This is a genomic window from Enterobacter cloacae complex sp. SHL020 (assembly GCF_049236945.1).
Classification (GTDB): domain Bacteria; phylum Pseudomonadota; class Gammaproteobacteria; order Enterobacterales; family Enterobacteriaceae; genus Enterobacter; species Enterobacter dykesii.
Genome location: NZ_JBMKJF010000005.1, coordinates 82,342 through 103,210, shown reverse-complemented (window position 1 = coordinate 103,210; position 20,869 = coordinate 82,342). Strand labels below are relative to the sequence as shown.

24 protein-coding genes are annotated in these 20,869 nt (G+C 57.6%); 13 read left to right on the top strand and 11 right to left on the bottom strand.

Annotated features, from left to right (window positions below; translation table 11 throughout):
• Positions 1-152 precede the first annotated feature (152 nt).
• The 5 genes from nrdF to ACOTZB_RS14270 form a co-directional block, all read right to left on the bottom strand.
• Complete coding sequence (gene nrdF, locus ACOTZB_RS14290; RefSeq protein WP_421627528.1) at positions 153-1,112, bottom strand: class 1b ribonucleoside-diphosphate reductase subunit beta; 960 nt, start codon at positions 1,110-1,112, stop codon at positions 153-155.
• 9 nt (positions 1,113-1,121) lie between these two features.
• Positions 1,122-3,266 (bottom strand): class 1b ribonucleoside-diphosphate reductase subunit alpha, encoded by a 2,145-nt coding sequence (gene nrdE / locus ACOTZB_RS14285; protein ID WP_421627526.1) that lies wholly within the window; start codon positions 3,264-3,266, stop codon positions 1,122-1,124.
• Positions 3,239-3,649, bottom strand: coding sequence for a class Ib ribonucleoside-diphosphate reductase assembly flavoprotein NrdI (nrdI, locus tag ACOTZB_RS14280; protein ID WP_047650315.1), 411 nt, complete (start codon positions 3,647-3,649; stop codon positions 3,239-3,241). The genes nrdE and nrdI overlap by 28 nt, the downstream gene beginning before the upstream one ends.
• Positions 3,646-3,885: a glutaredoxin-like protein NrdH gene (nrdH, locus tag ACOTZB_RS14275; RefSeq protein WP_421627524.1), complete on the bottom strand. Its 240-nt coding sequence runs from the start codon at positions 3,883-3,885 to the stop codon at positions 3,646-3,648. Before nrdH ends, nrdI begins: the two co-directional genes overlap by 4 nt.
• Before the next feature lie 243 nt (positions 3,886-4,128).
• On the bottom strand, positions 4,129-4,455 hold the full coding sequence (locus ACOTZB_RS14270; protein WP_023308924.1) for a DUF883 domain-containing protein: 327 nt from the start codon (positions 4,453-4,455) through the stop codon (positions 4,129-4,131).
• 160 nt (positions 4,456-4,615) lie between these two features.
• Here ACOTZB_RS14270 and ACOTZB_RS14265 point away from each other — a divergent pair, with 160 nt between their 5' ends.
• Positions 4,616-4,960 (top strand): DUF2002 family protein, encoded by a 345-nt coding sequence (locus ACOTZB_RS14265; protein WP_023308923.1) that lies wholly within the window; start codon positions 4,616-4,618, stop codon positions 4,958-4,960.
• A 32-nt stretch (positions 4,961-4,992) separates the two neighbouring features.
• On the opposite strand, the gene alaE is transcribed toward ACOTZB_RS14265, so the two are convergent.
• A complete protein-coding gene (alaE, locus tag ACOTZB_RS14260) occupies positions 4,993-5,442 on the bottom strand; it encodes an L-alanine exporter AlaE (RefSeq protein WP_008502567.1) in 450 nt (149 codons plus the stop codon).
• 497 nt (positions 5,443-5,939) lie between these two features.
• Between alaE and stpA the strand changes: the two genes are divergently transcribed.
• A complete protein-coding gene (stpA, locus tag ACOTZB_RS14255) occupies positions 5,940-6,344 on the top strand; it encodes a DNA-binding protein StpA (protein WP_033146355.1) in 405 nt (134 codons plus the stop codon).
• Between the two features lie 38 nt (positions 6,345-6,382).
• Here the strand turns inward: stpA and ACOTZB_RS14250 are convergent, their stop codons facing one another.
• The 3 genes from ACOTZB_RS14250 to ACOTZB_RS14240 form a co-directional block, all read right to left on the bottom strand.
• Positions 6,383-6,562 carry a hypothetical protein gene (locus ACOTZB_RS14250; RefSeq protein ID WP_421627521.1) on the bottom strand — a complete coding sequence of 60 codons (180 nt, stop codon included), beginning with the start codon at positions 6,560-6,562 and terminating at the stop codon, positions 6,383-6,385.
• A gap of 79 nt (positions 6,563-6,641) precedes the next feature.
• Complete coding sequence (locus tag ACOTZB_RS14245; protein WP_421627519.1) at positions 6,642-7,163, bottom strand: rhodanese family protein; 522 nt, start codon at positions 7,161-7,163, stop codon at positions 6,642-6,644.
• A gap of 9 nt (positions 7,164-7,172) precedes the next feature.
• The gene (locus ACOTZB_RS14240) at positions 7,173-7,472 is read right to left on the bottom strand and encodes an ArsR/SmtB family transcription factor (RefSeq protein ID WP_193805768.1); all 300 of its coding nucleotides are present in this window, start codon (positions 7,470-7,472) and stop codon (positions 7,173-7,175) included.
• Between the two features lie 179 nt (positions 7,473-7,651).
• On the opposite strand from ACOTZB_RS14240, the gene ACOTZB_RS14235 reads away from it, so the two are divergent.
• Entirely contained in the window at positions 7,652-7,810 is a 159-nt protein-coding gene (locus ACOTZB_RS14235) for a YqaE/Pmp3 family membrane protein (RefSeq protein WP_023308917.1), read from the top strand.
• Here ACOTZB_RS14235 and ACOTZB_RS14230 read toward each other — a convergent pair.
• Positions 7,807-8,736, bottom strand: coding sequence for a LysR substrate-binding domain-containing protein (locus tag ACOTZB_RS14230; RefSeq protein ID WP_421627516.1), 930 nt, complete (start codon positions 8,734-8,736; stop codon positions 7,807-7,809). The genes ACOTZB_RS14235 and ACOTZB_RS14230 overlap by 4 nt on opposite strands.
• A 320-nt stretch (positions 8,737-9,056) precedes the next feature.
• On the opposite strand from ACOTZB_RS14230, the gene ACOTZB_RS14225 reads away from it, so the two are divergent.
• From ACOTZB_RS14225 to ACOTZB_RS14195, 7 genes are all read left to right on the top strand, one after another.
• A complete protein-coding gene (locus ACOTZB_RS14225; protein ID WP_421627515.1) occupies positions 9,057-9,662 on the top strand; it encodes an ankyrin repeat domain-containing protein in 606 nt (201 codons plus the stop codon).
• A 107-nt stretch (positions 9,663-9,769) separates the two neighbouring features.
• The gene (gene fdrA / locus ACOTZB_RS14220) at positions 9,770-11,311 is read left to right on the top strand and encodes an acyl-CoA synthetase FdrA (protein ID WP_421627514.1); all 1,542 of its coding nucleotides are present in this window, start codon (positions 9,770-9,772) and stop codon (positions 11,309-11,311) included.
• Positions 11,311-12,726: a DUF1116 domain-containing protein gene (locus ACOTZB_RS14215; protein ID WP_421627513.1), complete on the top strand. Its 1,416-nt coding sequence runs from the start codon at positions 11,311-11,313 to the stop codon at positions 12,724-12,726. Before fdrA ends, ACOTZB_RS14215 begins: the two co-directional genes overlap by 1 nt.
• Positions 12,727-12,737: 11 nt before the next feature.
• Positions 12,738-14,318: a xanthine permease gene (locus ACOTZB_RS14210; RefSeq protein WP_421627511.1), complete on the top strand. Its 1,581-nt coding sequence runs from the start codon at positions 12,738-12,740 to the stop codon at positions 14,316-14,318.
• Positions 14,315-15,271 carry a carbamate kinase family protein gene (locus ACOTZB_RS14205; protein ID WP_257833822.1) on the top strand — a complete coding sequence of 319 codons (957 nt, stop codon included), beginning with the start codon at positions 14,315-14,317 and terminating at the stop codon, positions 15,269-15,271. The genes ACOTZB_RS14210 and ACOTZB_RS14205 overlap by 4 nt, the downstream gene beginning before the upstream one ends.
• Before the next feature lies 1 nt (position 15,272).
• Positions 15,273-16,652 (top strand): amidohydrolase family protein, encoded by a 1,380-nt coding sequence (locus ACOTZB_RS14200; protein WP_421627509.1) that lies wholly within the window; start codon positions 15,273-15,275, stop codon positions 16,650-16,652.
• Positions 16,653-16,747: 95 nt separating this feature from the next.
• Entirely contained in the window at positions 16,748-17,482 is a 735-nt protein-coding gene (locus ACOTZB_RS14195; protein WP_193805775.1) for a class I SAM-dependent methyltransferase, read from the top strand.
• Here the strand turns inward: ACOTZB_RS14195 and ACOTZB_RS14190 are convergent.
• Positions 17,476-18,078 (bottom strand): short chain dehydrogenase, encoded by a 603-nt coding sequence (locus ACOTZB_RS14190; RefSeq protein ID WP_023308908.1) that lies wholly within the window; start codon positions 18,076-18,078, stop codon positions 17,476-17,478. The two genes, ACOTZB_RS14195 and ACOTZB_RS14190, sit on opposite strands and share 7 nt — an antisense overlap.
• A 97-nt stretch (positions 18,079-18,175) precedes the next feature.
• Here ACOTZB_RS14190 and ACOTZB_RS14185 point away from each other — a divergent pair, with 97 nt between their 5' ends.
• From ACOTZB_RS14185 to ACOTZB_RS14175, 3 genes are all read left to right on the top strand, one after another.
• The gene (locus tag ACOTZB_RS14185) at positions 18,176-19,063 is read left to right on the top strand and encodes a LysR family transcriptional regulator (RefSeq protein ID WP_421627507.1); all 888 of its coding nucleotides are present in this window, start codon (positions 18,176-18,178) and stop codon (positions 19,061-19,063) included.
• Positions 19,064-19,083: 20 nt separating this feature from the next.
• Complete coding sequence (locus ACOTZB_RS14180; protein WP_193805778.1) at positions 19,084-20,265, top strand: PLP-dependent aminotransferase family protein; 1,182 nt, start codon at positions 19,084-19,086, stop codon at positions 20,263-20,265.
• 85 nt (positions 20,266-20,350) lie between these two features.
• On the top strand, positions 20,351-20,869 hold the full coding sequence (locus ACOTZB_RS14175; protein WP_126329521.1) for a DUF6622 family protein: 519 nt from the start codon (positions 20,351-20,353) through the stop codon (positions 20,867-20,869).

Below are 20,869 nucleotides of genomic sequence, written 5' to 3'. Positions count from 1 at the left end.
TTTTTCTCAATTTTTTGCTGCTGCATCGGGAAATTTCACCTGAATCGGAATGATTCAGGCGAATATGACGTGGAAATTACAGTGTAGTTGTTTTGTAAATATTAGAGCGGGAATTGTTGGGTTTATATTAAATTAACGAACGTTAGCGTTCATTAAAAATCCCAGTCTTCATCCTCGGTTTCCACCGCTTTGCCCATCACGTACGACGAGCCAGATCCCGAGAAGAAATCGTGGTTTTCGTCAGCATTGGGCGACAGCGCGGCCAGAATAGCCGGGTTCACCTCCGCCATCTCCGGCGGGAACAGCGCGTCGTAACCCAGGTTCATCAGCGCCTTGTTGGCGTTGTAGCAGAGGAAGGCCTTCACGTCTTCTTCCCAGCCGGTACCGGCGTAGAGTTCCTCGGTATAGCTCAGCTCGTTGTCGTACAGATCCATCAGCAAATCGAGCGCAAAGCCTTTAAGCTCCTCGCGCTTTGCCTCGCTGACTTTCTCCAGCCCTTTCTGATACTTATAGCCGATATAATACCCGTGCACCGCTTCATCACGAATGATGAGCCGAATCAAATCGGCGGTGTTGGTGAGCTTGCCCCGGCTCGACCAGTACATGGGCAGCCAGAAGCCGGAATAGAAGAGGAAGGATTCCAGGAATACGCTGGCGATCTTCTTCTTCAGCGGCTCGTCGGCCCGGTAATATTCCAGAACAAGCTCCGCCTTTCTCTGTAGTGACTCACTCTCTTCACACCAGGCGTAGGCTGCGTCCACGTCTTTGGTCTGGCAGAGCGTCGAAAAAATCGAACTGTAGGAGCGGGCGTGCACCGCCTCCATAAAGCTGATGTTCGACATCACCGCCTCTTCGTGCGGCGTCAGCGCATCGCTCATCAGAGCCGGTGCACCGACGGTATTCTGAATGGTGTCCAGCAGCGTCAGACCGGTAAAGACGCGGATCGTCAGCTGCTGCTCGGCGTGGCTCAGCGTGTGCCAGGCCGGAATATCGTTGGAGAGCGGGACTTTTTCCGGCAGCCAGAAGTTGCTGGTCAGGCGGTTCCATACCTCCAGGTCTTTATCGTCCTGGATTTTGTTCCAGTTAACGGCACTCACGCGTGACAGTTTCATCCTTTCTCCTTACAGCGCGCAGGACACGCAGCCTTCAATTTCGGTGCCTTCCAGCGCAAGCTGGCGCAGGCGAATGTAGTAGAGCGTCTTGATACCTTTCTTCCAGGCGTAGATCTGCGCCCTGTTGATATCCCGCGTGGTGGCGGTGTCCGGGAAAAACAGCGTCAGCGACAGCCCCTGATCCACATGTTTGGTCGCCTCCGCGTAGGTATCGATAATTTTCTCCGGGCCGATCTCATACGCGTCCTGATACAGCGCCAGGTTCTCATTGGTCATAAACGGGGCAGGGTAATAAACGCGCCCGGTTTTGCCTTCTTTGCGAATTTCAATTTTCGACACGATCGGGTGAATGCTCGACGTGGCGTGGTTGATGTAGGAAATCGATCCGGTCGGCGGTACCGCCTGCAGGTTCTGGTTATAAATGCCGGAGCGCATCACGTCATCACGCAATTGCTGCCACATTTCGCGCGTCGGCAGGGTAATCCCCGCGCGGGCAAACAGTTCGCGCACTTTTTCGGTTTTCGGCTGCCAGTCGCCCTCGAGGTACTGGCTGAAATATTCCCCGCTGGCGTAGCGGGACTGCTCAAAGCCCGCGAACCGCTGGCTGCGCTCGCGCGCCAGCATCATCGAGGTGTGCAGCGCGTGCCAGGTAATGGTGTAAAAATAGAGGTTGGTGAAATCCAGCCCTTCCGGACTGCCGTAGGCGATGCCTTCCCGCGCCAGATAGCCGTGCAGGTTCATCTGCCCCAGCCCGATGGCGTGCGACGCGGCGTTGCCTGCTTCAATAGACGGCACGCTGCGGATGTGGCTCATGTCCGATACCGCCGTCAGCCCGCGAATGGCGGTCTCCACCGTGCGGCCAAAGTCGGGGGAATCCATGGTGTGGGCAATATTCAGCGACCCGAGGTTGCAGGAGATATCCTTGCCGATGTCCGCGTAGTCCAGGTTCTCGTCGTAGGCGGACGCGCTGTTGACCTGCAAAATCTCCGAGCACAGGTTGCTCATGTTGATGCGCCCGGCAATCGGGTTTGCGCGGTTCACCGTGTCCTCGTACATGATGTACGGATAGCCGGACTCAAACTGGATCTCCGCAAGCGTCTGGAAGAAATCGCGGGCGTTGATGGTTTTTTTGCGGATGCGATCGTCGGCCAGCAGCTCGTCGTACAGCTCGCTGATGGCCACGTCGCCAAAGGCTTTGCCGTAGATTCGCTCAACGTCATACGGCGAGAAAAGCGCCATTTCGGCATTCTCCTTGGCGAGCTTAAAGGTGATATCCGGGATCACCACGCCGAGCGACAGGGTTTTGATGCGAATTTTTTCGTCGGCGTTTTCACGTTTGGTATCGAGAAAACGCAGAATATCCGGATGATGTGCGTGCAGGTAAACCGCGCCCGCGCCCTGACGCGCGCCAAGCTGGTTGGCATAGGAGAACGCATCTTCCAGCATCTTCATCACCGGGATCACCCCGGAGGACTGGTTTTCGATGCGCTTGATCGGCGCGCCCGCTTCACGCAGGTTCGAGAGCAGAAACGCCACGCCGCCGCCGCGTTTGGAAAGCTGTAGCGCCGAGTTCACCGCGCGGCCAATCGACTCCATGTTGTCTTCAATGCGCAGCAGGAAGCAGGAAACTAGCTCGCCGCGCTGGGCTTTGCCACAGTTGAGAAAGGTCGGCGTGGCGGGCTGGAAGCGGCCGGAGAGGATCTCGTCGGCGAGCTGCTCCGCCAGCGCTTCATCGCCCTGCGCCAGGGTCAGTGCCACCATCACCACACGATCTTCAAAGCTTTCCAGGTAGCGTTTACCGTCAAAGGTCTTCAGGGTGTAGCTGGTGTAGTACTTCCACGCGCCGAGGAAGGTCTGGAAACGAAAGCCGCTGGCGTGGGCGCGCTCAAACAGCTTCACCACAAAGGCGCGGTCGTAGCGGGTGAGCGTGCGCGCGTCGTAGTAGCCCTCGTTAACCAGATAGTCGAGACGTTCATTCTGGCTCGCAAAGATCACGCTGTTGGGCCGCACGTGGGCGGCAAAAAAGGCGTCCACCGCCTCACGATCTTTATCGAACTGGATGCGCCCCTCCCGATCGTAGAGGTTAAGCATCGCGTTTAATGCGTGGTAATCCGGTGTCGCCTGAATCACCCGTTCTGCGGTTGTCGTTGCCAAAATTCGTTCACTCCTTTACGCACGTTTTCGACGTCCTGCTGTGTCCCCATCAGCTCAAAACGATAGAGATACGGCACGCCGCATTTTTGAGAAATGACATCCCCGGCGCGGCCAAAGGCATCGCCGAAATTGCGATTCCCCGCTGCGATAACGCCGCGGATGAGCCCGCGGTTATGAGGATCGTTCAGAAAGCGGATCACCTGGCGAGGCACGGCTCCCGCTGTCCCGCCTCCGCCATAGCTGGGCACCACCAGAATGTAAGGCTCCTCTACCCGGATCCGCTCCCGCTCGTTCAGCGGAATGCGCACCGCAGGCAGCCCGACGCGCTCAATAAAACGGAGCGTGTTTTCCGAGCTGCTGGAGAAGAACACCAGTCTGCTCATGCCCGTACGGCCTGCGCGGCGATGCGGTTAATCATGTCCGGGCGGAAGCCGGACCAACTTGTCTCCCCGGCGACCACCACCGGAAGCTGACGAAAACCCTGCTTGCGCAGGGTATCTGCGGCCTCGGGGACCTGGTCAACATTCACCATTTCAAACGCCACGCCGCGGCTTTCCATTGCCCGTTTGGTCGCGTGGCACTGAACGCAATCGTTACGAGTGTAAATAATAATGCTCATGATTCGTATTTCCATTTAAAATGAGGGTGCGGCGCGAATCATCGCGTCGGGTTGTGTGTATCTTGCTAAAAGGAATACTAGATGTAGTTGCCTTAAGTTTCAACCATACAAGATATGGGAAATTTGGATTAATATCGCCCCTGTGATGAGCACAGCGGGGCAGGGCAGGCTGTACGGGTTTTTCAGGCTAACGGGCATAAAAAAGCCCCGGCGCCTGAGGCTGCCGGGGCAGAAAACGCGGGCTTATTTACGCAGGCTGAGCAGGGCACCGACGAAGATGCCGACCGCCGCGACGGTTCCCAGAGTACATAGCGGTTTTTCACGCACGAAGGTCGTAGCACAGCTTGCCATATCGCAGGCTGCCTGCGTGGCGCGTGAGCGTCCGTTCATGCGGGCGCGAGTTTCACGGAGCAGAGACTGAGCCTTACGCTTTGCGGCATCCGCTTCGTCCTTCGCGTCACTTCCCCAGGACTTCAGCACCTCTTCCAGCGTGTCCGCTAATTGGCTGACATCATTACGAATATCCTGAGCGTCGTCATTAATATCGTTTCGGTTCGGTCTGTTAAACATACGATCCTCCGTAATTTTGTGTTCCCGTTCAGTTTAGTTCAGAAATTTAATATCTGAAGCGCATCACGCGATATCCGGCAGTTTATGGACTATTCTGAAAGCCCTGCTATTGCTGAATACTGTAAGGTTGCCGGGCAGGAAAAGATAACGAGGAAAAGATATGTATTTACGACCTGACGAGGTGGCACGCGTTCTTGAAAAAGAGGGATTCACCATGGATGAGGTGACGCCAAAAGCGTATGGATATCGCCGCGGCGAGAATTATGTTTATGTTAATCGCGAAGCAAGAATGGGACGCACCGCTCTCATTATTCACCCGACGCTGAAAGACAGAAGTCTGTCATTTGCTGAGCCTGCCTCGGATATTAAAACCTGCGATCATTATCAGCAATTTCCGCTCTATTTAGGCGGTGAACGGCACGAGCATTATGGTATTCCGCACGGTTTCAGTTCGCGTATGGCGCTGGAGCGATTTTTGAAGGGACTGTTTGGCGACGTACAGTAAATCCGCGACTGGCGTGCGCCAGTCGCTTCACATCACGCTTTTGCCTGGCTGTACTGGCTGACCTTAAACAGGCGGCGGCAGTAGTCGAGGAAATAGCCGTAAACGGCTCCCATCAACATCGAAATGACAATATTCGAACTCACCGCCGCAGCGATCTGGTGCCAGTCTGCACCGACAGTCAGGAGAATGGCCACGTAAACCGGCGACTGGAACGTCACATACGCCAGAACGTCTGCGAGGTTTTTCACCCAGCCTGCAGGACTGATACGACGCGCGAAACGCATTACCGCATCGCGGTATAAACCGTATGGCCATGCAATAATAATATTGACCGGGATCGCCACCAGACGAGAAGAAAGCGACTGCTCGAAGGACATTCCGGAGAGGAATATTTCGATCAGCATGTTCACGACGGAACAGTAAACAACCATCGCGAAAGTATCCGCCACCGCGTGGCGCAGGCGAGATTGCGGCGAGAACATGTCTGAACTCCTTGAGAAGAACACAAAAGAAACGATTTTCCTTCAGCGGTTAGTGCTTTAGGTTGGTTTGTTTGACGTGTATAGCGTATATCTCTGAGTTTGAACTAACAACTAGTGATTAATTTTTATTTAATCGCCTTTTGTCCACAAAATTCTCTAAAGTTGTTCGTTTTTTGTTTCGATCGTTATAATCTGTCTCGTTTGATAGTTTTTATATTAAAATCAATCATTTGATTTTATAGGTGGCGAGAAGCAGGCATTCCCACCTGATGGCGGGTGAGTATGCTGTGATTTGGATTAAGCTTAGCCATTTATATTAATAGGGGTGATTGGATTCACCGGTGTCCTGCCTGCTCCTTGCGCTATTATTAACAATGAGCTCTAAATATATTTACACCGACGCCCGTACGGACCCTTGGGTAGATATTTCAACTCAAATGAATTATTCTGTCGGCGATTTATCTATTTATCCCCCAAAGAAAAGGTTTTCAAATAATATGTCTTTGACGTTACAGAATCTTAATAATATCCGAACCCTGCGCGCCATGGCGCGTGAATTATCCCTGGACGTTCTTGAGGAAATGCTGGAAAAGGTCAGGGTCGTTACAGAAGAGAAACGCAGCGAGCTGACGGAATTAGAGCAGCAGCGTGCTGAGCAGCAGGAAAAAATTAATGCTCTGCTGGAGCGGATGAAAGCCGATGGTATTTCCCCGACTGACCTGCTGGGTTCTGAACTGGCGCAGGCGGGTAAGCCAGCGAAAAAGCGTAAGCCGCGTGAAGCAAAATATCGCTTTATTGACCAGAACGGCGAAGAGAAAACGTGGACCGGCCAGGGCCGCACGCCGAAGCCTATCGCCAGCGCGCTGGCAGACGGTAAATCACTGGATGATTTTCTGATCTAACGGATGAGCCGGGCGGAACACGCCGCCCGGCTTATTGTTCAGCAGACGCCGAAATCGCCTTCTTCGGTATAAGGCGCCACATCGGCGCCTTTCAGCGTATATTTCTCGCCTTGCTCATTGCTGGCCTGGACCGCCACAATGCTGTCACCGTTCACTTCGAGCACTTTCAGTTTCGGGCCGCCTTTACGCGGTTGCACATAATCACCGACAGAAAACATATTACCTCCTCATCGTTTTAGCGATCTTCACCTTAGCCCACGCATGACGCCGGGTACAGCGTATTTCACCGATTACTGCTTATGAGGTACGCCGGTTCCATGGCATCACCTTGAGCAGTCGCGCCATGCCGCAAAAGCCCGTCACACCGGCGAACAGCAGCCCGGCTCCGACAAAACCGCTGAGCAGGAAAAAGCCGCTGGAGACGCTATAGCCCAGCACCACGCCGCAGAGTATCAACAGCCCGGCGGCAATTTGCACCTGACGCATCAGCGGCAGCGGCTGGGATTTGTCTTCGACGGTTGGCAGCCCCGCCTGCTTCCAGCCCTGAATCCCCCCCTCGACCACAAATGCCTCTGCGGGCGCGGCGGCCTGAGCCAGACGGTCGGCATTCCCCGACGTCCGGGCGCCGGACTGGCAGTGAAAAATCACCGTATCGCCCGCCTGCGCGTTAAGTGCGCCGGGTAAGGTATCCAGCGGCACGGACCGCGCGGCAGGAATATGCTCGCGGGCGTACTCGTCGGCATCACGAATATCAATCAGTTTTGCGCCTTCAGCGACCCGGGCACTGGCCTGGCGCGGTGAAAGAAGAGGAAGTGACATGGCGGCTCCTTACGGGCAATAAAGGGTTTTCAGGGTGCTGATAAGCTGATGTACCGCATCGTTTTTTATGGAATAGAGAATGCGCTGCGCGTCGCGGGTGCTGTCGATAAGCCCTTCCTCACGCATGCGCGCCAGATGCTGAGACGTAGCGGACGCGCTAAGCCCCGTTGCTCGCGCCAGTTCCCCCGCGCTTGTGCCGGGCGCTCCGCACAGGGTGCAGAGGATCAGCAGCCGACGGGGGTTGCTCATCGCTTTTAAGAGTGTGGCGGCCTGCCCGGCGCTGGCTTGAAGCTGTTCAAGTTCGGTCATGATAGTTTAGCATTTACTTAATTAAGTGAATGCTAAACTAATCCATTGCATTAAACCAGCGTCAAAAGCGTAAAAGAGGGTAAACGCGAGGCCCGGAACTGGTACAGACGAATAAACTGGCTATGCTTACAGCGTTCTCTTTATTATTTTCAATGGATTAGATTGAACGGAGTGTTTATATGGGATTTTGGCGTATTGTTTTTACGATCCTCATACCGCCGCTGGGCGTGCTGTTGGGCAAAGGGTTTGGCTGGGCGTTTATTATCAACATTCTTCTGACGCTGCTGGGCTACTTCCCCGGCCTCATTCACGCATTTTGGGTACAGAGCAAAAGCTAGGCGCGCCACAGTAAATCGCTATAGATATCGGTCAGCACCCCCGCAGGACCAAACTGCTGCTTGATCCACCGCGTGACCTGGCCGGTTGCGGCATGCTGCGTGGCGAGCAGCATGCGCGAATCCTGACGCGGGTTATTAATCCGTCGGGTGACCAGCTGCCCCGCTACTACCGCCTCGCGGGCCATGTATTCCGGCAAAAAGCCAATCCCTTCGCCCAGGATCTGACACTGACATTTGGTGTTAAAGTCCGGGACCAGAATCGCCTCCTGTCCGTGCAGCAGCCAGCCAACCTTTTTGTTAATGGTGTGCGCGGTATCTTCCACCATGATGTTGGGATACAGGCGCAGCTGGCTTTCCGCTATTGGCTCCGGGGTGAACGCCAGCGGGTGTTCCGGCGCGATGGCAAACACCCAGCGAATGGCGCCGATCTCGGTGTAATCAATCCCGCCACCGTCCAGCAGCGTGTCCGGCGCGCCAATCGCGATGTTGGCCTGGTTGTTGATGATGGAGTCCCAGACGCCGTTGTAGACCTCGGTGGTCACGGTGATCTGACAGGTGGGAAACTGCTTTTTCAGCACCTGCAGCAGCCGCGCCGTGTGGCGTGGGGTATACAAAAGCTGGTTGATACAGATGCGCACCCGTGCCTCAATGCCCTGAGAAATGGTGTCAATCCCGCGCTTGATGGCGTGAAAGTCGTTAAGCAGGTCGGTGGCCTTACGATAAAAGTAAAATCCGGACTCGGTCAGCTCGATGCTGCGCGTGCTGCGGACGAACAGCACCACGTCCAGCCCGGTCTCCATGCGCTTAATGGTGTAGCTGATGGCGGAGGTTGTTACCCCCAGTTCGGCGGCGGCTTTGCTGAAGCTGCCGAAGCGTGCGGCGGTAGTAAAGGCCAGCAGGTTCTCCTCGGTAAAGATGGAATTCATATCTCACTCCCTTCAGCCATCAGTTTTGAACATATTTTAACAGCGTCGTTACAACGCATTTGAAGCCGATCACAGTTCTGACTCTTTGTCGAAAGCCGCATGCGGTAAGGCTTCATCAGACATAAGCATAATGCAGGCAGAAGCGCTAAAAAGCGGAGAAACATAAGAAAAAGGTTGCACAGACGCACGTTTTGACCGGTTTGTTGAATTTACCTCAACAATGAATTGACTGTCGATGAATCATTTTTAAGCGGATTCTTTTATCACCAGGCTGTTGCTATTCTCAGGTCAACAGAAATAAAAATATCGGGAGTCTGAATATGTCTGCGAACGAACTCGTTACTGAATTTCTGCTGGCGGCAGAAGAGGGCAATAGCGATGCGCTAAAAGCCTGTCTGGAGAAAGGTGTGGATATTAACGCCACCAACCGCCAGAAAAGAACCGCCGTTATTATTGCCAGCCTGAAAAAGCATTATGACTGCGTGGCGTTATTAATTGCCGCCGGGGCGGATATTGATAAACAGGATCAGACCTGCTTTAACCCCTTCCTCATTAGCTGCCTGACCAACGATATCACCCTGCTGCGCCTTGTCCTTCCGGCAAATCCGGATCTCGATCGCCTGACGCGCTTTGGCGGCGTCGGCATTACGCCAGCCAGTGAAAAAGGGCACGTGGAGATCGTTCGCGAGCTGCTGGAGAAAACGGATATCAACGTCAACCACACTAACTTTGTCGGCTGGACGCCACTGCTGGAAGCGATCGTGCTTAACGACGGCGGCGCTAAGCAGCAGGCGATCGTGAAGCTGCTGCTGGATCACGGCGCGAACCCGCACATGACCGATAAATACGGCAAAACCCCGCTCGAGCTGGCGCGGGAAAAAGGCTTCGATGCAATAGCTGACCTGCTGCTGGCGGCGGGCGCATAACGCATTCGGTCAGCCGCGTCCGGCTGGCCGTTAATTTAAAAAGCATTTTTACCGACGTGCATTTTGCACGACGGCGGCCCCCTTTTATCCGCATTCAGGAGAAAATAATGCCCACAAAAATCGTCATAAAAAAGAACACATATTTTGACTCCGTCTCATTAATGTCCGTTTCCACCAAAGCCAATAAATTACCGGGCGTCGAGCAGGCGTTTGTCGCGATGGCGACGGAGATGAACAAAGGCGTATTAAAAAACCTCGGGCTATTAACGCCGGAATTAGCGGAAGCCAAAAACGGCGACCTGATGATCGTGATTAAAGGCGACGCGGCGAATGATGAAACGCTGGCCGCTATTGAAGCGCTGTTCACGCGTAAAGAGAGCGGCGGCACCCATGAAGCGCGCTACGCCACGATTGCCAGCGCCAAAACTCATCGCCCGGAGAGCAACCTCGCGGTGATTTCCGTCAACGGCACCTTCGCTGCCCGCGAAGCGCGTCAGGCGCTGGAAGACGGCCTTAACGTGATGCTCTTCTCTGACAACGTTTCGCTCGATGACGAGCTGGCGCTGAAGCAGCTGGCGCATCAGAAAGGGCTGCTGATGATGGGCCCGGACTGCGGCACCGCCATTATCAACGGCGCGGGATTATGCTTTGCCAACGCGGTGCGCCGCGGAGCGATTGGCATCGTCGGCGCCTCCGGCACCGGCAGCCAGGAGCTGAGCGTGCGCATTCACGAATTCGGTGGCGGCGTGTCGCAGCTGATCGGCACCGGCGGTCGCGATCTTAGCGAGAAAATCGGCGGCCTGATGATGCTCGACGCCATCGACATGCTGGAAGCGGACGACGCGACCCAGGTGATTGCGCTGATCTCCAAGCCGCCGGCCCCTGCGGTGGCGGAGAAAGTGCTGGCCCGCGCGCGCGCCTGCCGCAAGCCGGTGGTTGTCTGCTTCCTCGGCCGCAGCGAACCGCCCGCCGATGAAGACGGCCTGCAGTTTGCACGCGGCACGAAAGAGGCGGCCCTGAAGGCGGTCCTGCTCACCGGCATCAAAAAAGAGTCCCTCGATCTGCATCCTCTCAACTGGCCGTTGATTGAAGAGGTGCGCGCCCGCCTGACCCCGCAGCAGAAGTACATTCGCGGCCTGTTCTGCGGCGGTACCCTGTGCGACGAGGCGATGTTCGCGTCGCTTGCGAAATTCGACGACGTCTACAGCAACATCCAGCCGGATCCGGCTAAGCGCCTGAGCGACATCAGCGTCAGTAAAGCCCACACCTTCCTCGATTTTGGCGACGACGACTTCACCAACGGCAAGCCGCACCCGATGATCGACCCGACCAACCGCATCAGCCGCCTGATGCAGGAAGCCCGCGACCCGGAAGTCGGGGTAATTGTGATGGACTTCGTGCTGGGCTTTGGCGCGCACGAGGATCCGGTCGGGGTGATGATCGACGCTATCAAAGAGGCGCAGGCCATCGCGAAGGCCGATAACCGTCCGCTGGAGATCCTCGGCTACGTGCTCGGCACCGACCAGGATCCGCAGTCGCTGGCGCAGCAATGCCAGCTGCTGACCGACGCAGGCGTCATCTGGGCCAGCAGCAGCACCAACACCGGATTACTGGCACGCGAATTTGTCTGCAAAGGGGAGAAAGCATAATGACGACCTTATTCAACCAGCCGCTGAACGTGATTAACGTCGGCATTGCGATGTTCAGCGACGATCTCAAAAAACAGCACGTTCCCGTGACCCAGCTCGACTGGACGCCGCCGGGACGGGGCAATATGCAGGTCGTTGAAGCGCTCGATCGGCTGGCAGAAAAACCGCTGGCGGAGAAAATCGCCGCCGCTAACCACATCGCCCTTGAGCGCATTATTCAGTCTCATCCGGTGCTGGTGGGCTATGACCAGGCCATTAACGTTGTGCCGGGCATGACCCGCACCACCATTCTGCATGCCGGTCCGCCTGTCGCCTGGGAGAACATGTGCGGGGCGATGAAGGGGGCGGTTACCGGGGCGCTGGTGTTTGAAGGGCTGGCGAAAGATCTGGACGATGCGGCAAGGCTCGCCGCCTCCGGAGATATTACGTTCTCGCCGTGCCACGAGCACGACTGCGTGGGCTCGATGGCGGGCGTCACCTCCGCGTCGATGTTTATGCACATCGTGGAGAACAAAACTTACGGCAACCGCGCGTTCACCAACCTCAGCGAGCAGATGGCGAAGATCCTGCGCATGGGCGCCAACGACCAGAGCGTGATCGACCGCCTGAACTGGATGCGCGACGTGCTCGGCCCGATGCTGCGCGAGGCGATGAAGATCGTCGGCGAAATCGACCTGCGCCTGATGCTGGCCCAGGCGCTGCATATGGGCGACGAGTGCCACAACCGCAACAACGCGGGCACCACGCTTCTTATTCAGGCGCTGACGCCGGGGCTGATTCAGGCGGGTTATCCGGTGGAGCAGCAGCGCGAGGTGTTCGAGTTTGTCGCCAGCAGCGACTACTTCTCCGGCCCGACGTGGATGGCGATGTGTAAGGCCGCGCTGGACGCCGCTCACGGCATTGAGTACAGCACCGTCGTCACCACCATGGCGCGTAACGGCTACGAGTTCGGCCTGCGCGTTTCCGGCCTGCCGGGGCAGTGGTTCACCGGCCCGGCGCAGCAGGTGATTGGCCCGATGTTCGCGGGCTATAAGCCGGAAGATTCAGGGCTGGACATCGGCGATAGCGCCATCACCGAAACCTACGGCATCGGCGGCTTTGCGATGGCGACGGCTCCGGCAATCGTTGCGCTGGTGGGCGGGACGGTGGAGGAAGCCATCGACTTCTCCCGTCAGATGCGCGAAATCACCCTCGGCGAAAACCCGAACGTCACCATTCCGCTGCTCTCGTTTATGGGCATTCCGACCGCTATCGACATCACCAAAGTCGCCGGCAGCGGCATTCTGCCGGTGATTAACACCGCCATTGCCCATAAAGACGCGGGCATCGGCATGATTGGGGCGGGCATCGTTCACCCGCCGTTTAGCTGTTTTGAAAAGGCGCTGTTGACCTTCCGCGATCGCTACTTTTTATAAGGCAAGCATCCATGAAAAACATGAAGCTGGAGTGGAAAAGAGGTGACTGGGCGGCGTATTTCGGGTTGATGACCAACAACCTGACCAATTTGCTGACCATGATGGGGCTGCTCATTTTTGTCGTTGGCATCCCGAAGGAGATTGTTTATGGACGCATCGCGCCGGCCTTCGGGCTGGCGGTGCTGGTCGCGAGTATTTGCTACGCCTGGTTCGGCATGCAGATGGCGCGCGCCACCGGGCGTACGGACGTGACCGCGCTGCCGTCCGGCCCGAGCGCGCCGTCGATTTTTACCGTGACCTTCCTGGTCCTGATGCCGGTTTATCAGCAGACCGGCGATGCGGACTTCGCGATCCAGATTGGCCTGGTGTGGTGCTTCGTGGAGGCGATGATCCTCGCGGGCGGTTCGTTCCTCGGTGAAACCATCCGCAAGATGATCCCGCGTACCGTGCTGCTGTCGTGCCTCTCCGGTTTGGGCCTGCTGCTGCTGGCGATGAACCCGATGCTTCAGGCGTTCGAAGCGCCGACCGTGTCCTTCATCGTATTGCTGCTGATCTTCATCAACTGGTTCGGTAAAAAGCCGATTTTCGCCCGTATCCCGACCGGTCTGCTGCTGCTGATTGCCGGTACGGCACTGGCGTGGATCTCCGGTCTGCAAAGCCCGGAAGCGATTAAAGCGTCTATGTCATCCTTCGGCTTTAACCCGCCGGAAGTGCACGTGGACAGCTTCATGCAGGGCCTGCCGCACGCGCTGCCGTATCTTGCCTCTGCCGTGCCGCTGGGGCTGGCGAACTACATCTTTGACCTGGAGAACATCGAAAGCGCCCACGCGGCGGGGGATGAATACCCGACGCGTAAAGTCATGCTGGCGAACGGCCTGGCGTCGATGCTCGGCTGCCTGATGGGGAACCCCTTCCCGGTGACGGTCTACGTCGGCCACCCTGGCTGGAAAGCGATGGGTGCGAGCATCGGCTACACGCTGGCCTCCGGCGTGACCATGTTCATCGTGCCGCTGTTCGGACTGGGGGCGTTTATGCTCGCCATCATTCCAATGACCGCCATCGTGCCGATTCTGGTGTTTATCGGCGTGGTCACCGCCAACCAGGTGGTAAGGGAGACGCCGAAGGTGGAGGTACCGGTGATCTTCATCTGCCTGTTCCCGTGGATCGCCAACTGGGCGCTGACGATGATGAACAGCGTGATGGGGGCGGCGGGCACCAGCGCGGCGAAGATCGGCACCGACGTGCTGCACAGCAAAGGAATTTACTACGAAGGCCTGGTGCATCTCGGCAGCGGCGCGCCGCTCGCCAGCATGCTGTGGGGCTGTATCGCCATCTTCGCCATCATCAACAAGCCGCTGCGCGGGGCTGTCGCCGCTGCGGGTGGTGCACTGCTGGCGCTGTTTGGCGTGATCCACGCTCCGGTGGTGGGATTTGCCGAGGGCAGTTCGCTGATGTTCGTCACCGCGTATCTGATGATGGGCGGCATGTTTGTGGTGAAGCATGTACTGGATATCTCTGTTACTCCCCCTCTCCCTGTGGGAGAGGGCCGGGGTGAGGGCACCAGAACGCACCTTCTAAAGGACACAAAATGAAAGAGCTTATGGTCGTCGCCATCGGCGGCAACAGCATTATCAAAGACAACGCCAGCCAGTCGGTTGAACATCAGGCGCAGGCGGTGAAAGCGGTGGCAGAGTCGGTGCTCGAAATGCTGGCCTCCGACTATGACATCGTGCTCACCCACGGTAACGGCCCCCAGGTGGGGCTGGATCTGCGCCGCGCCGAAATCGCCCACGAGCGGGAAGGGCTGCCGCTGACGCCGCTGGCAAACTGCGTGGCGGACACCCAGGGCGGGATTGGCTACCTGATCCAGCAGGCGCTCAACAATCGCCTTGCCGCGCGTGGGGAGCAAAAAGCGGTCACGGTCGTCACGCAGGTGGAGGTGGATAAAAACGATCCGGGCTTTACTCACCCTACCAAACCTATCGGTGCGTTCTTCACCGAGGCGCAGCGCGACGAGCTGCAGCGCACGCACCCGGACTGGCATTTTGTCGAGGATTCAGGCCGTGGCTACCGTCGCGTGGTGGCTTCACCCCAGCCGCTGCGGATCGTCGAGGCGGATGCCATCAAGGCTCTGACGCAAAAAGGCTTTGTGGTGATCGGCGCGGGCGGCGGCGGAATACCCGTGATTCGCAGCGAGCAGGGCGACTACCAGAGCGTCGATGCGGTGATTGATAAAGATCTCTCCACCGCGCTGCTGGCGCGCGAGATCGGCGCCGACGTGCTGGTGATCACCACCGGCGTGGAGAAGGTGTGCATCAACTTCGGCAAGCCGAACCAGCAGGCGCTGGACACCGTCAGCGTGGCGCAGATGACGCGCTACAGGGAAGAGGGCCACTTCCCGGCGGGCAGCATGCTGCCCAAAATCGTCGCCTCGCTGGAATTTTTACACCACGGCGGCAGGCGCGTGATCATCACCTCGCCGGACTGCCTGCCCGCGGCGCTGCGTGGGGAAACCGGCACCCATATTGTTAATGAAGGAAGATAAGATGAGTGAAAACAAAAGCCGCCGCGAGTTTATTAGCCAGAGCGGCAAAATGTTCACCGCCTGCGCGCTGTTTGGCGCCACCGGATCCGTCGCGTATGCTGCTGACTCCGCGAAGCCAACCTGCGAGAAGGGCAAACCGATGAGCATCACCGCGAAACATTACTATCTGGACAACGTGCTGCTCGAAGCCGGGTTTAACGTCGACGGCGGCGTGGCGACGAGCACCCGCACCGAACTGAAAACGCTGGAGATTAACGACGGGAAGATCGTCGCCCTGCGCGACAACAAGCGCCACGCCGACGCCACGCTGCCGCACTACGATGCGGGCGGCAAGCTGATGCTCCCGGCGATGCGCGACATGCACATTCATCTGGATAAAACCTTTTATGGCGGTCCGTGGCGCTCCCTGAACCGCCCGGCGGGCACGACGATTCAGGATATGATCCGCCTCGAGCAGAAGCTGCTGCCGGAGCTGCAGCCCTACACCCAGGAGCGCGCGGAAAAGCTGATCGACCTGATCCAGTCGAAAGGCTCCACCATCGCCCGCAGCCACTGCAATATCGAGCCGGTTTCCGGTCTGAAGAATCTGGAAAACCTGCAGGCGGTTTTATCGCGCCGTAAGCCCGGCTTTGACTGCGAAATTGTCGCTTTTCCGCAGCACGGGCTGCTGCTGTCGAACTCCGAAAAGCTGATGCGCGAGGCGATGCAGGCCGGAGCGCACTACGTGGGCGGGCTGGACCCAACCAACGTCGACGGCGCGATGGAGAAATCCCTCGACACCATGTTCCAGATTGCGCTGGACTACGACAAAGGTGTGGACATCCACCTGCACGAAACCAGCCCGGCGGGCGTGGCGGCGGTGAATTACATGGTCGAGACCGTGGAGAAAACGCCGGAGCTGAAGGGGAAGCTGACCATCAGCCACGCCTTCGCGCTGGCGACGCTCAACGAACAGCAGGTGGATGAGATCGCCACCCGCATGGCGGCGCAGCAGGTGACCATCGCCTCCACCGTGCCGATTGGCACCCTGCATATGCCGCTAAAGCAGCTGCGCGAGAAGGGCGTGTTCGTGGTGACGGGAACCGACAGCGTCATCGATCACTGGTCGCCGTACGGTCTGGGGGACATGCTGGAAAAAGCGAATCTCTATGCCCAGCTCTACATCCGTCCGAACGAGCAGACGCTCTCCCGCGCGCTGGGGATTGCGACCGGCGACGTGCTGCCGCTGAACGACAAGGGCGAGCGCGTGTGGCCGAAAGCGCAGGATGATGCCAGCTTTGTGCTGGTGGACGCCTCCTGCTCCGCCGAAGCCGTGGCGCGCATTTCTCCGCGCACCGCGACGTTCCATAAGGGCAACCTTGTCTGGGGCTCGGTGGGTTGACGTGAATTTCTCCCTCTCCCTGTGGGAGTAGGGAGGGCATCAGGCCGCAGACAATGCTTTATACTGGGAGTCACATTCTTAAAGAGGGATCTGCCATGGCACAAAACATCTACGACAACCCTGCGTTTTTCGAAGGCTATGCCCAGCTTCCGCGCTCGGTTCAGGGGCTGGACGGCGCGCCGGAGTGGCCCGCGCTTAAGGCCATGCTGCCGGATTTAACCGGCAAAGCGGTTGTCGATCTCGGCTGCGGCTACGGCTGGTTCTGCCGCGCAGCCCGCGAGCTGGGCGCTGCTGACGTCACGGGGGTCGATATCTCAGAAAAGATGCTCGCCCGCGCAGCGGAGCTTACCGCTGACCCACAGATTCACTATCAGCGTAGCGATCTGGAATCTCTCAGGCTCAACGAGAACAGCCTAGATCTGGTCTATAGCTCGCTGGCGCTGCACTACCTGCCGGAACTGGACACGCTATTCGCCAGGGTTCAGCGCGCGCTCAGGCCCGGCGGCAGCCTGGTCTTTTCGATGGAGCACCCGATATACACCTGCGCCACCCGTCAGGGCTGGCTGACCGACGATAGCGGCGAGCGGTTCTGGGGCGTAAACCATTATCAGGACGAAGGCAAACGCGTCAGCAACTGGCTGGCGGACGGAGTGGTGAAATATCACCGCACGCTCGGCACAACGCTTAACGCGCTGATCGGGGCAGGATTAACGATAAGCGACGTCAACGAGTGGGGGCCAGCGCAGGCGCAGATTGACGCCTGGCCTGCATTGGCCGAAGAGGCAGAGCGCCCGATGCTGGTGCTGATCGCCGCCCTTAAGGCTCAGTAACCCACCTTATACACGCGCCCGCTCTGTACGCCCTCCACGCTGCGGCGATAGGCCTGCGCCACGGTCGCGGCGGGAACGCTCTCAAAGCCCGGGAAAAAGCCATCGTACGTTTCGACGGATTCGGTGAGGACCGTCGGGCTAATCAGGTTGATGCGGATCCCGCGCGGCAGTTCGCAGGCTGCGGCGCGGACAAACCCTTCCAGCGCCGCGTTCACCGTGGTGGCATTCACGCCCTGGGCAATTGGCTCGTGCGCCACGATGCCGCTTATCAGCGTAATCGAGCCGCCTTCGTTCAAATAATGCTGGCCGGTCAGCGCCAGGCGCACCTGCCCGAGCAGCTTGTCCTGCAGGCCCTGGTTGAAGTCGCTGTCCTTCATGGTCGCGAGTGGGCCAAAGTAAAGGCCGCCGCTGGCGGAGACAATCGCATCCACCGGGCCGATTTTCTCAAACAGCGCCTGGACGCTTGCCTGCGAGGTGATATCCACCTGCTCGTCGCCCTGCGTGCGGCCGACGCGGATGACCTCGTGGCGACGACTCAGCTCTTCCGTTACCGCACGACCGACCGTACCGCTGGCACCAATAATGACGATTTTCATAGCCGACTCCTTATGTTGTGAGCCTCCATTCTTTAATAAATAAAAATGCAGATAAACTGGGCTAAAGTTAGAAGATTGCTAACCAGGGGTTTGGAATATGGATAAGCTTCGCAGCATGGAGACCTTTATTGCGGTGGTGGAAAGCGGCAGCTTTACCGGCGCGGCGGCACGGCTGGAGATGTCGGCGGTAATGGTGGGGAAATACGTTGCGCTGCTGGAATCACAGCTCGGCACCCGCCTGCTGGAGCGTAACACGCGGCGCCAGAGCCTGACCGACGCCGGACGGGTCTATTACGACGAGGCGAAGCGGGTGCTGGAGCAGGTGGCGATTGCCGAAAGCGCGGTGGAACGCCTGCGCGCCGCGCCGTCCGGCACCCTGCGCGTGACGGCGCCCACCTCGTTTGGCGGCAGCGCGATCGCGCCGCTTACGGCCTCTTTTTTACAACGCTACCCGGAGGTGCGCATCGAGCTGGATCTCACCAATCGGATGGTGGATCTGGTGGAGGAAGGTATCGATCTGGCCATTCGCATTGGCGACATTCACAACGACGATCTGGTGGCGAAATACCTCTGCCCTTACCGGATGGTGATCTGCGCCGCGCCGGACTATCTGGCGCGCTACGGTACGCCGCAAACCCCTGCCGATCTGGTGGATCATCTCTGCTTATCCCACAGCGTGTGGACCGCGCGCAACGAGTGGCGGCTGCCGGGCGTTGAGGGCGAGGTGCGCTGGAAGCGGGATGCGGTCTTAAGATGTAATGACGGCTACGGGCTGCGGATGGCCGCGAGTGCCGGCGCGGGACTGCTGCTGCAGCCGGAAGTGCTGGTGGCGGAAGATCTGGAAAGCGGCAGGCTGGTGCGGGTGCTGGAGAAGTACATTCCGGCGCCGAGACCCGTGCATTTGCTGTGGCGTCAGGATTTACGACCTCTCCCTAAGCTAACGGAATTTATCGCCCATATTCTGCTAAGATTGGGCACACTATAAAAAAAGAAGGTATGCAAAGAATGTCTGTGAATAAACTCGCCAGCAGCGCGCAGGGCCTGCAATCATCTGCCATCCGTGAATTATTAAAACATAGCAAAATGGCCGGCGTCATTTCGCTGGGTGGGGGGATTCCTAATCCGGCCCTGTTCGATCACGAAGGGCTGAAAATTGCCGCTGATGCCGTATTATCACAGCATTTTGGTGAGGCCTTTCAGTACGGTCTGACCGAAGGTGTACCGGGGCTGCGTGAAGAAATTCAGCGCATCTGTGAAGGGCGTGGGATCAGCTGCAAGGCGGATGATGTGGTCGTGACCTCCGGTTCGCAGCAGTCCCTCGACGTGCTGGCGCGTGCATTAATTAACCCGGGCGATACCGTTGTGGTTGAGCGTCCAACCTATCTTGCTGCGCTGCAGGTATTTGGCCTGGCGCAGGCGAATTTTGAATCCGTTGGCACCGATGGCGACGGCATGAAGGTCGACGAGCTTGAAGCGCTGGCGGCAAAACAAACCATCAAAGCGGTCTATATTGTTCCGACGTTTGGCAACCCTGGCGGGGTAACCCTTTCCGAGGCGCGTCGCAAACAGCTGGTGGAATTATCGAAGCGCTATGATTTCGTCATTATTGAAGACGATCCGTACAGCGAAATTAATTATACCGATGAAGTTTTCCGCCCGTTAATTGCCCATGCCAAAGATATCGGCAACGAAGAGAACGTGGTGTATACCTCGACCTTCTCCAAAATTCTTGCTCCAGGAACCCGCGTGGGCTGGGTGCTGGTGCCGGAATGGCTGAAGCGCGCAGTAGTAAACCTTAAGCAAACCACCGATCTGCACACCAGCACGCTGTCGCAGCTGATGACGTATGAATATCTGAAAACCGGTCGCCTGCCCGATCAGATTAAAACGATCCGCGAAGCCTATCGCCAGAAATACCAGACCTTCGCAACCGAGCTGGAGGCCGAGCTGGGTGATGTGATGTCGTTCCACAAGCCGAAGGGCGGCATGTTCCTGTGGGCGACTATGAAAAATAGGAGTAATACCACTCGCTGGCTGGAAAAAACGTTAAGTAACGGCGTAGTATTTGTGCCGGGCGAATTTTTCTACTGCAATGAGCCAGACCATTCGACGCTGCGTATGTCGTTTGTCACGCCAACGGATGAAGAGCTGAAGGAAGCGGTTCAACGCCTGAAAAAATCGCTGTAAAAGACCTGCGCATAATGGCTTTCCTGCCGTTATGCGCAATACGCGTTCAGGGCGGCACGGGCCGCGATCGTCCATGGAGATCTCCATGTTTGAATTTTTGTTCGGTGTCGTTACGCACACGCCCGCCTGGGTGTGGGTGCTTTTTATCTTCCTTATCTCTCGCGGCATTAAAGCCCGCAGGCCTGCCACCGTTACGCTGGAGAGGCTTGCCATCATTCCGGCAATATTTCTAATCTGGGATATCTACGATCTGGTGGTGTACCGCACGCTGACGCCCGAGACTGTGGCATTGTGGACGGCGGGGATCCTCGCCGGTGCCGCGCTGGGGTATTTCCTGATTAAGCAGGCGGTTATCACCCGCGCAGAGGCGCCGCGCAGCCTTTACCGTCAGGCAGACTACACCGCGCTGCCGTTTATGATGCTGGCGTTCGGCGTGAAGTACGTCCTGGGCGTGATGAGCGCTGTCTCTCCCCAGACGATGCAGCAGCCCGCCATGAGCGCGCTGGCGATCGTCTCCGGCGGCGTGTTTGCCGGTGTGTTTATCGGGAAATTTGCGCGTTATATTGGCGTGTATAACAGCGCCGCACCGCGCCCGGCGGAGTAA

Coding starts and splice junctions, on each gene's coding strand:
- nrdF (WP_421627528.1), bottom strand. CDS start 1,112: ATGAAACTGTCACGCGTGAGTGCCGTTAACTGGAACAAAATCCAGGAC.
- nrdI (WP_047650315.1), bottom strand. CDS start 3,649: ATGAGCAGACTGGTGTTCTTCTCCAGCAGCTCGGAAAACACGCTCCGT.
- nrdH (WP_421627524.1), bottom strand. CDS start 3,885: ATGAGCATTATTATTTACACTCGTAACGATTGCGTTCAGTGCCACGCG.
- ACOTZB_RS14270 (WP_023308924.1), bottom strand. CDS start 4,455: ATGTTTAACAGACCGAACCGAAACGATATTAATGACGACGCTCAGGAT.
- ACOTZB_RS14265 (WP_023308923.1), top strand. CDS start 4,616: ATGTATTTACGACCTGACGAGGTGGCACGCGTTCTTGAAAAAGAGGGA.
- alaE (WP_008502567.1), bottom strand. CDS start 5,442: ATGTTCTCGCCGCAATCTCGCCTGCGCCACGCGGTGGCGGATACTTTC.
- stpA (WP_033146355.1), top strand. CDS start 5,940: ATGTCTTTGACGTTACAGAATCTTAATAATATCCGAACCCTGCGCGCC.
- ACOTZB_RS14250 (WP_421627521.1), bottom strand. CDS start 6,562: ATGTTTTCTGTCGGTGATTATGTGCAACCGCGTAAAGGCGGCCCGAAA.
- ACOTZB_RS14245 (WP_421627519.1), bottom strand. CDS start 7,163: ATGTCACTTCCTCTTCTTTCACCGCGCCAGGCCAGTGCCCGGGTCGCT.
- ACOTZB_RS14240 (WP_193805768.1), bottom strand. CDS start 7,472: ATGACCGAACTTGAACAGCTTCAAGCCAGCGCCGGGCAGGCCGCCACA.
- ACOTZB_RS14235 (WP_023308917.1), top strand. CDS start 7,652: ATGGGATTTTGGCGTATTGTTTTTACGATCCTCATACCGCCGCTGGGC.
- ACOTZB_RS14230 (WP_421627516.1), bottom strand. CDS start 8,736: ATGAATTCCATCTTTACCGAGGAGAACCTGCTGGCCTTTACTACCGCC.
- ACOTZB_RS14225 (WP_421627515.1), top strand. CDS start 9,057: ATGTCTGCGAACGAACTCGTTACTGAATTTCTGCTGGCGGCAGAAGAG.
- fdrA (WP_421627514.1), top strand. CDS start 9,770: ATGCCCACAAAAATCGTCATAAAAAAGAACACATATTTTGACTCCGTC.
- ACOTZB_RS14215 (WP_421627513.1), top strand. CDS start 11,311: ATGACGACCTTATTCAACCAGCCGCTGAACGTGATTAACGTCGGCATT.
- ACOTZB_RS14210 (WP_421627511.1), top strand. CDS start 12,738: ATGAAAAACATGAAGCTGGAGTGGAAAAGAGGTGACTGGGCGGCGTAT.
- ACOTZB_RS14205 (WP_257833822.1), top strand. CDS start 14,315: ATGAAAGAGCTTATGGTCGTCGCCATCGGCGGCAACAGCATTATCAAA.
- ACOTZB_RS14200 (WP_421627509.1), top strand. CDS start 15,273: ATGAGTGAAAACAAAAGCCGCCGCGAGTTTATTAGCCAGAGCGGCAAA.
- ACOTZB_RS14195 (WP_193805775.1), top strand. CDS start 16,748: ATGGCACAAAACATCTACGACAACCCTGCGTTTTTCGAAGGCTATGCC.
- ACOTZB_RS14190 (WP_023308908.1), bottom strand. CDS start 18,078: ATGAAAATCGTCATTATTGGTGCCAGCGGTACGGTCGGTCGTGCGGTA.
- ACOTZB_RS14185 (WP_421627507.1), top strand. CDS start 18,176: ATGGATAAGCTTCGCAGCATGGAGACCTTTATTGCGGTGGTGGAAAGC.
- ACOTZB_RS14180 (WP_193805778.1), top strand. CDS start 19,084: ATGTCTGTGAATAAACTCGCCAGCAGCGCGCAGGGCCTGCAATCATCT.
- ACOTZB_RS14175 (WP_126329521.1), top strand. CDS start 20,351: ATGTTTGAATTTTTGTTCGGTGTCGTTACGCACACGCCCGCCTGGGTG.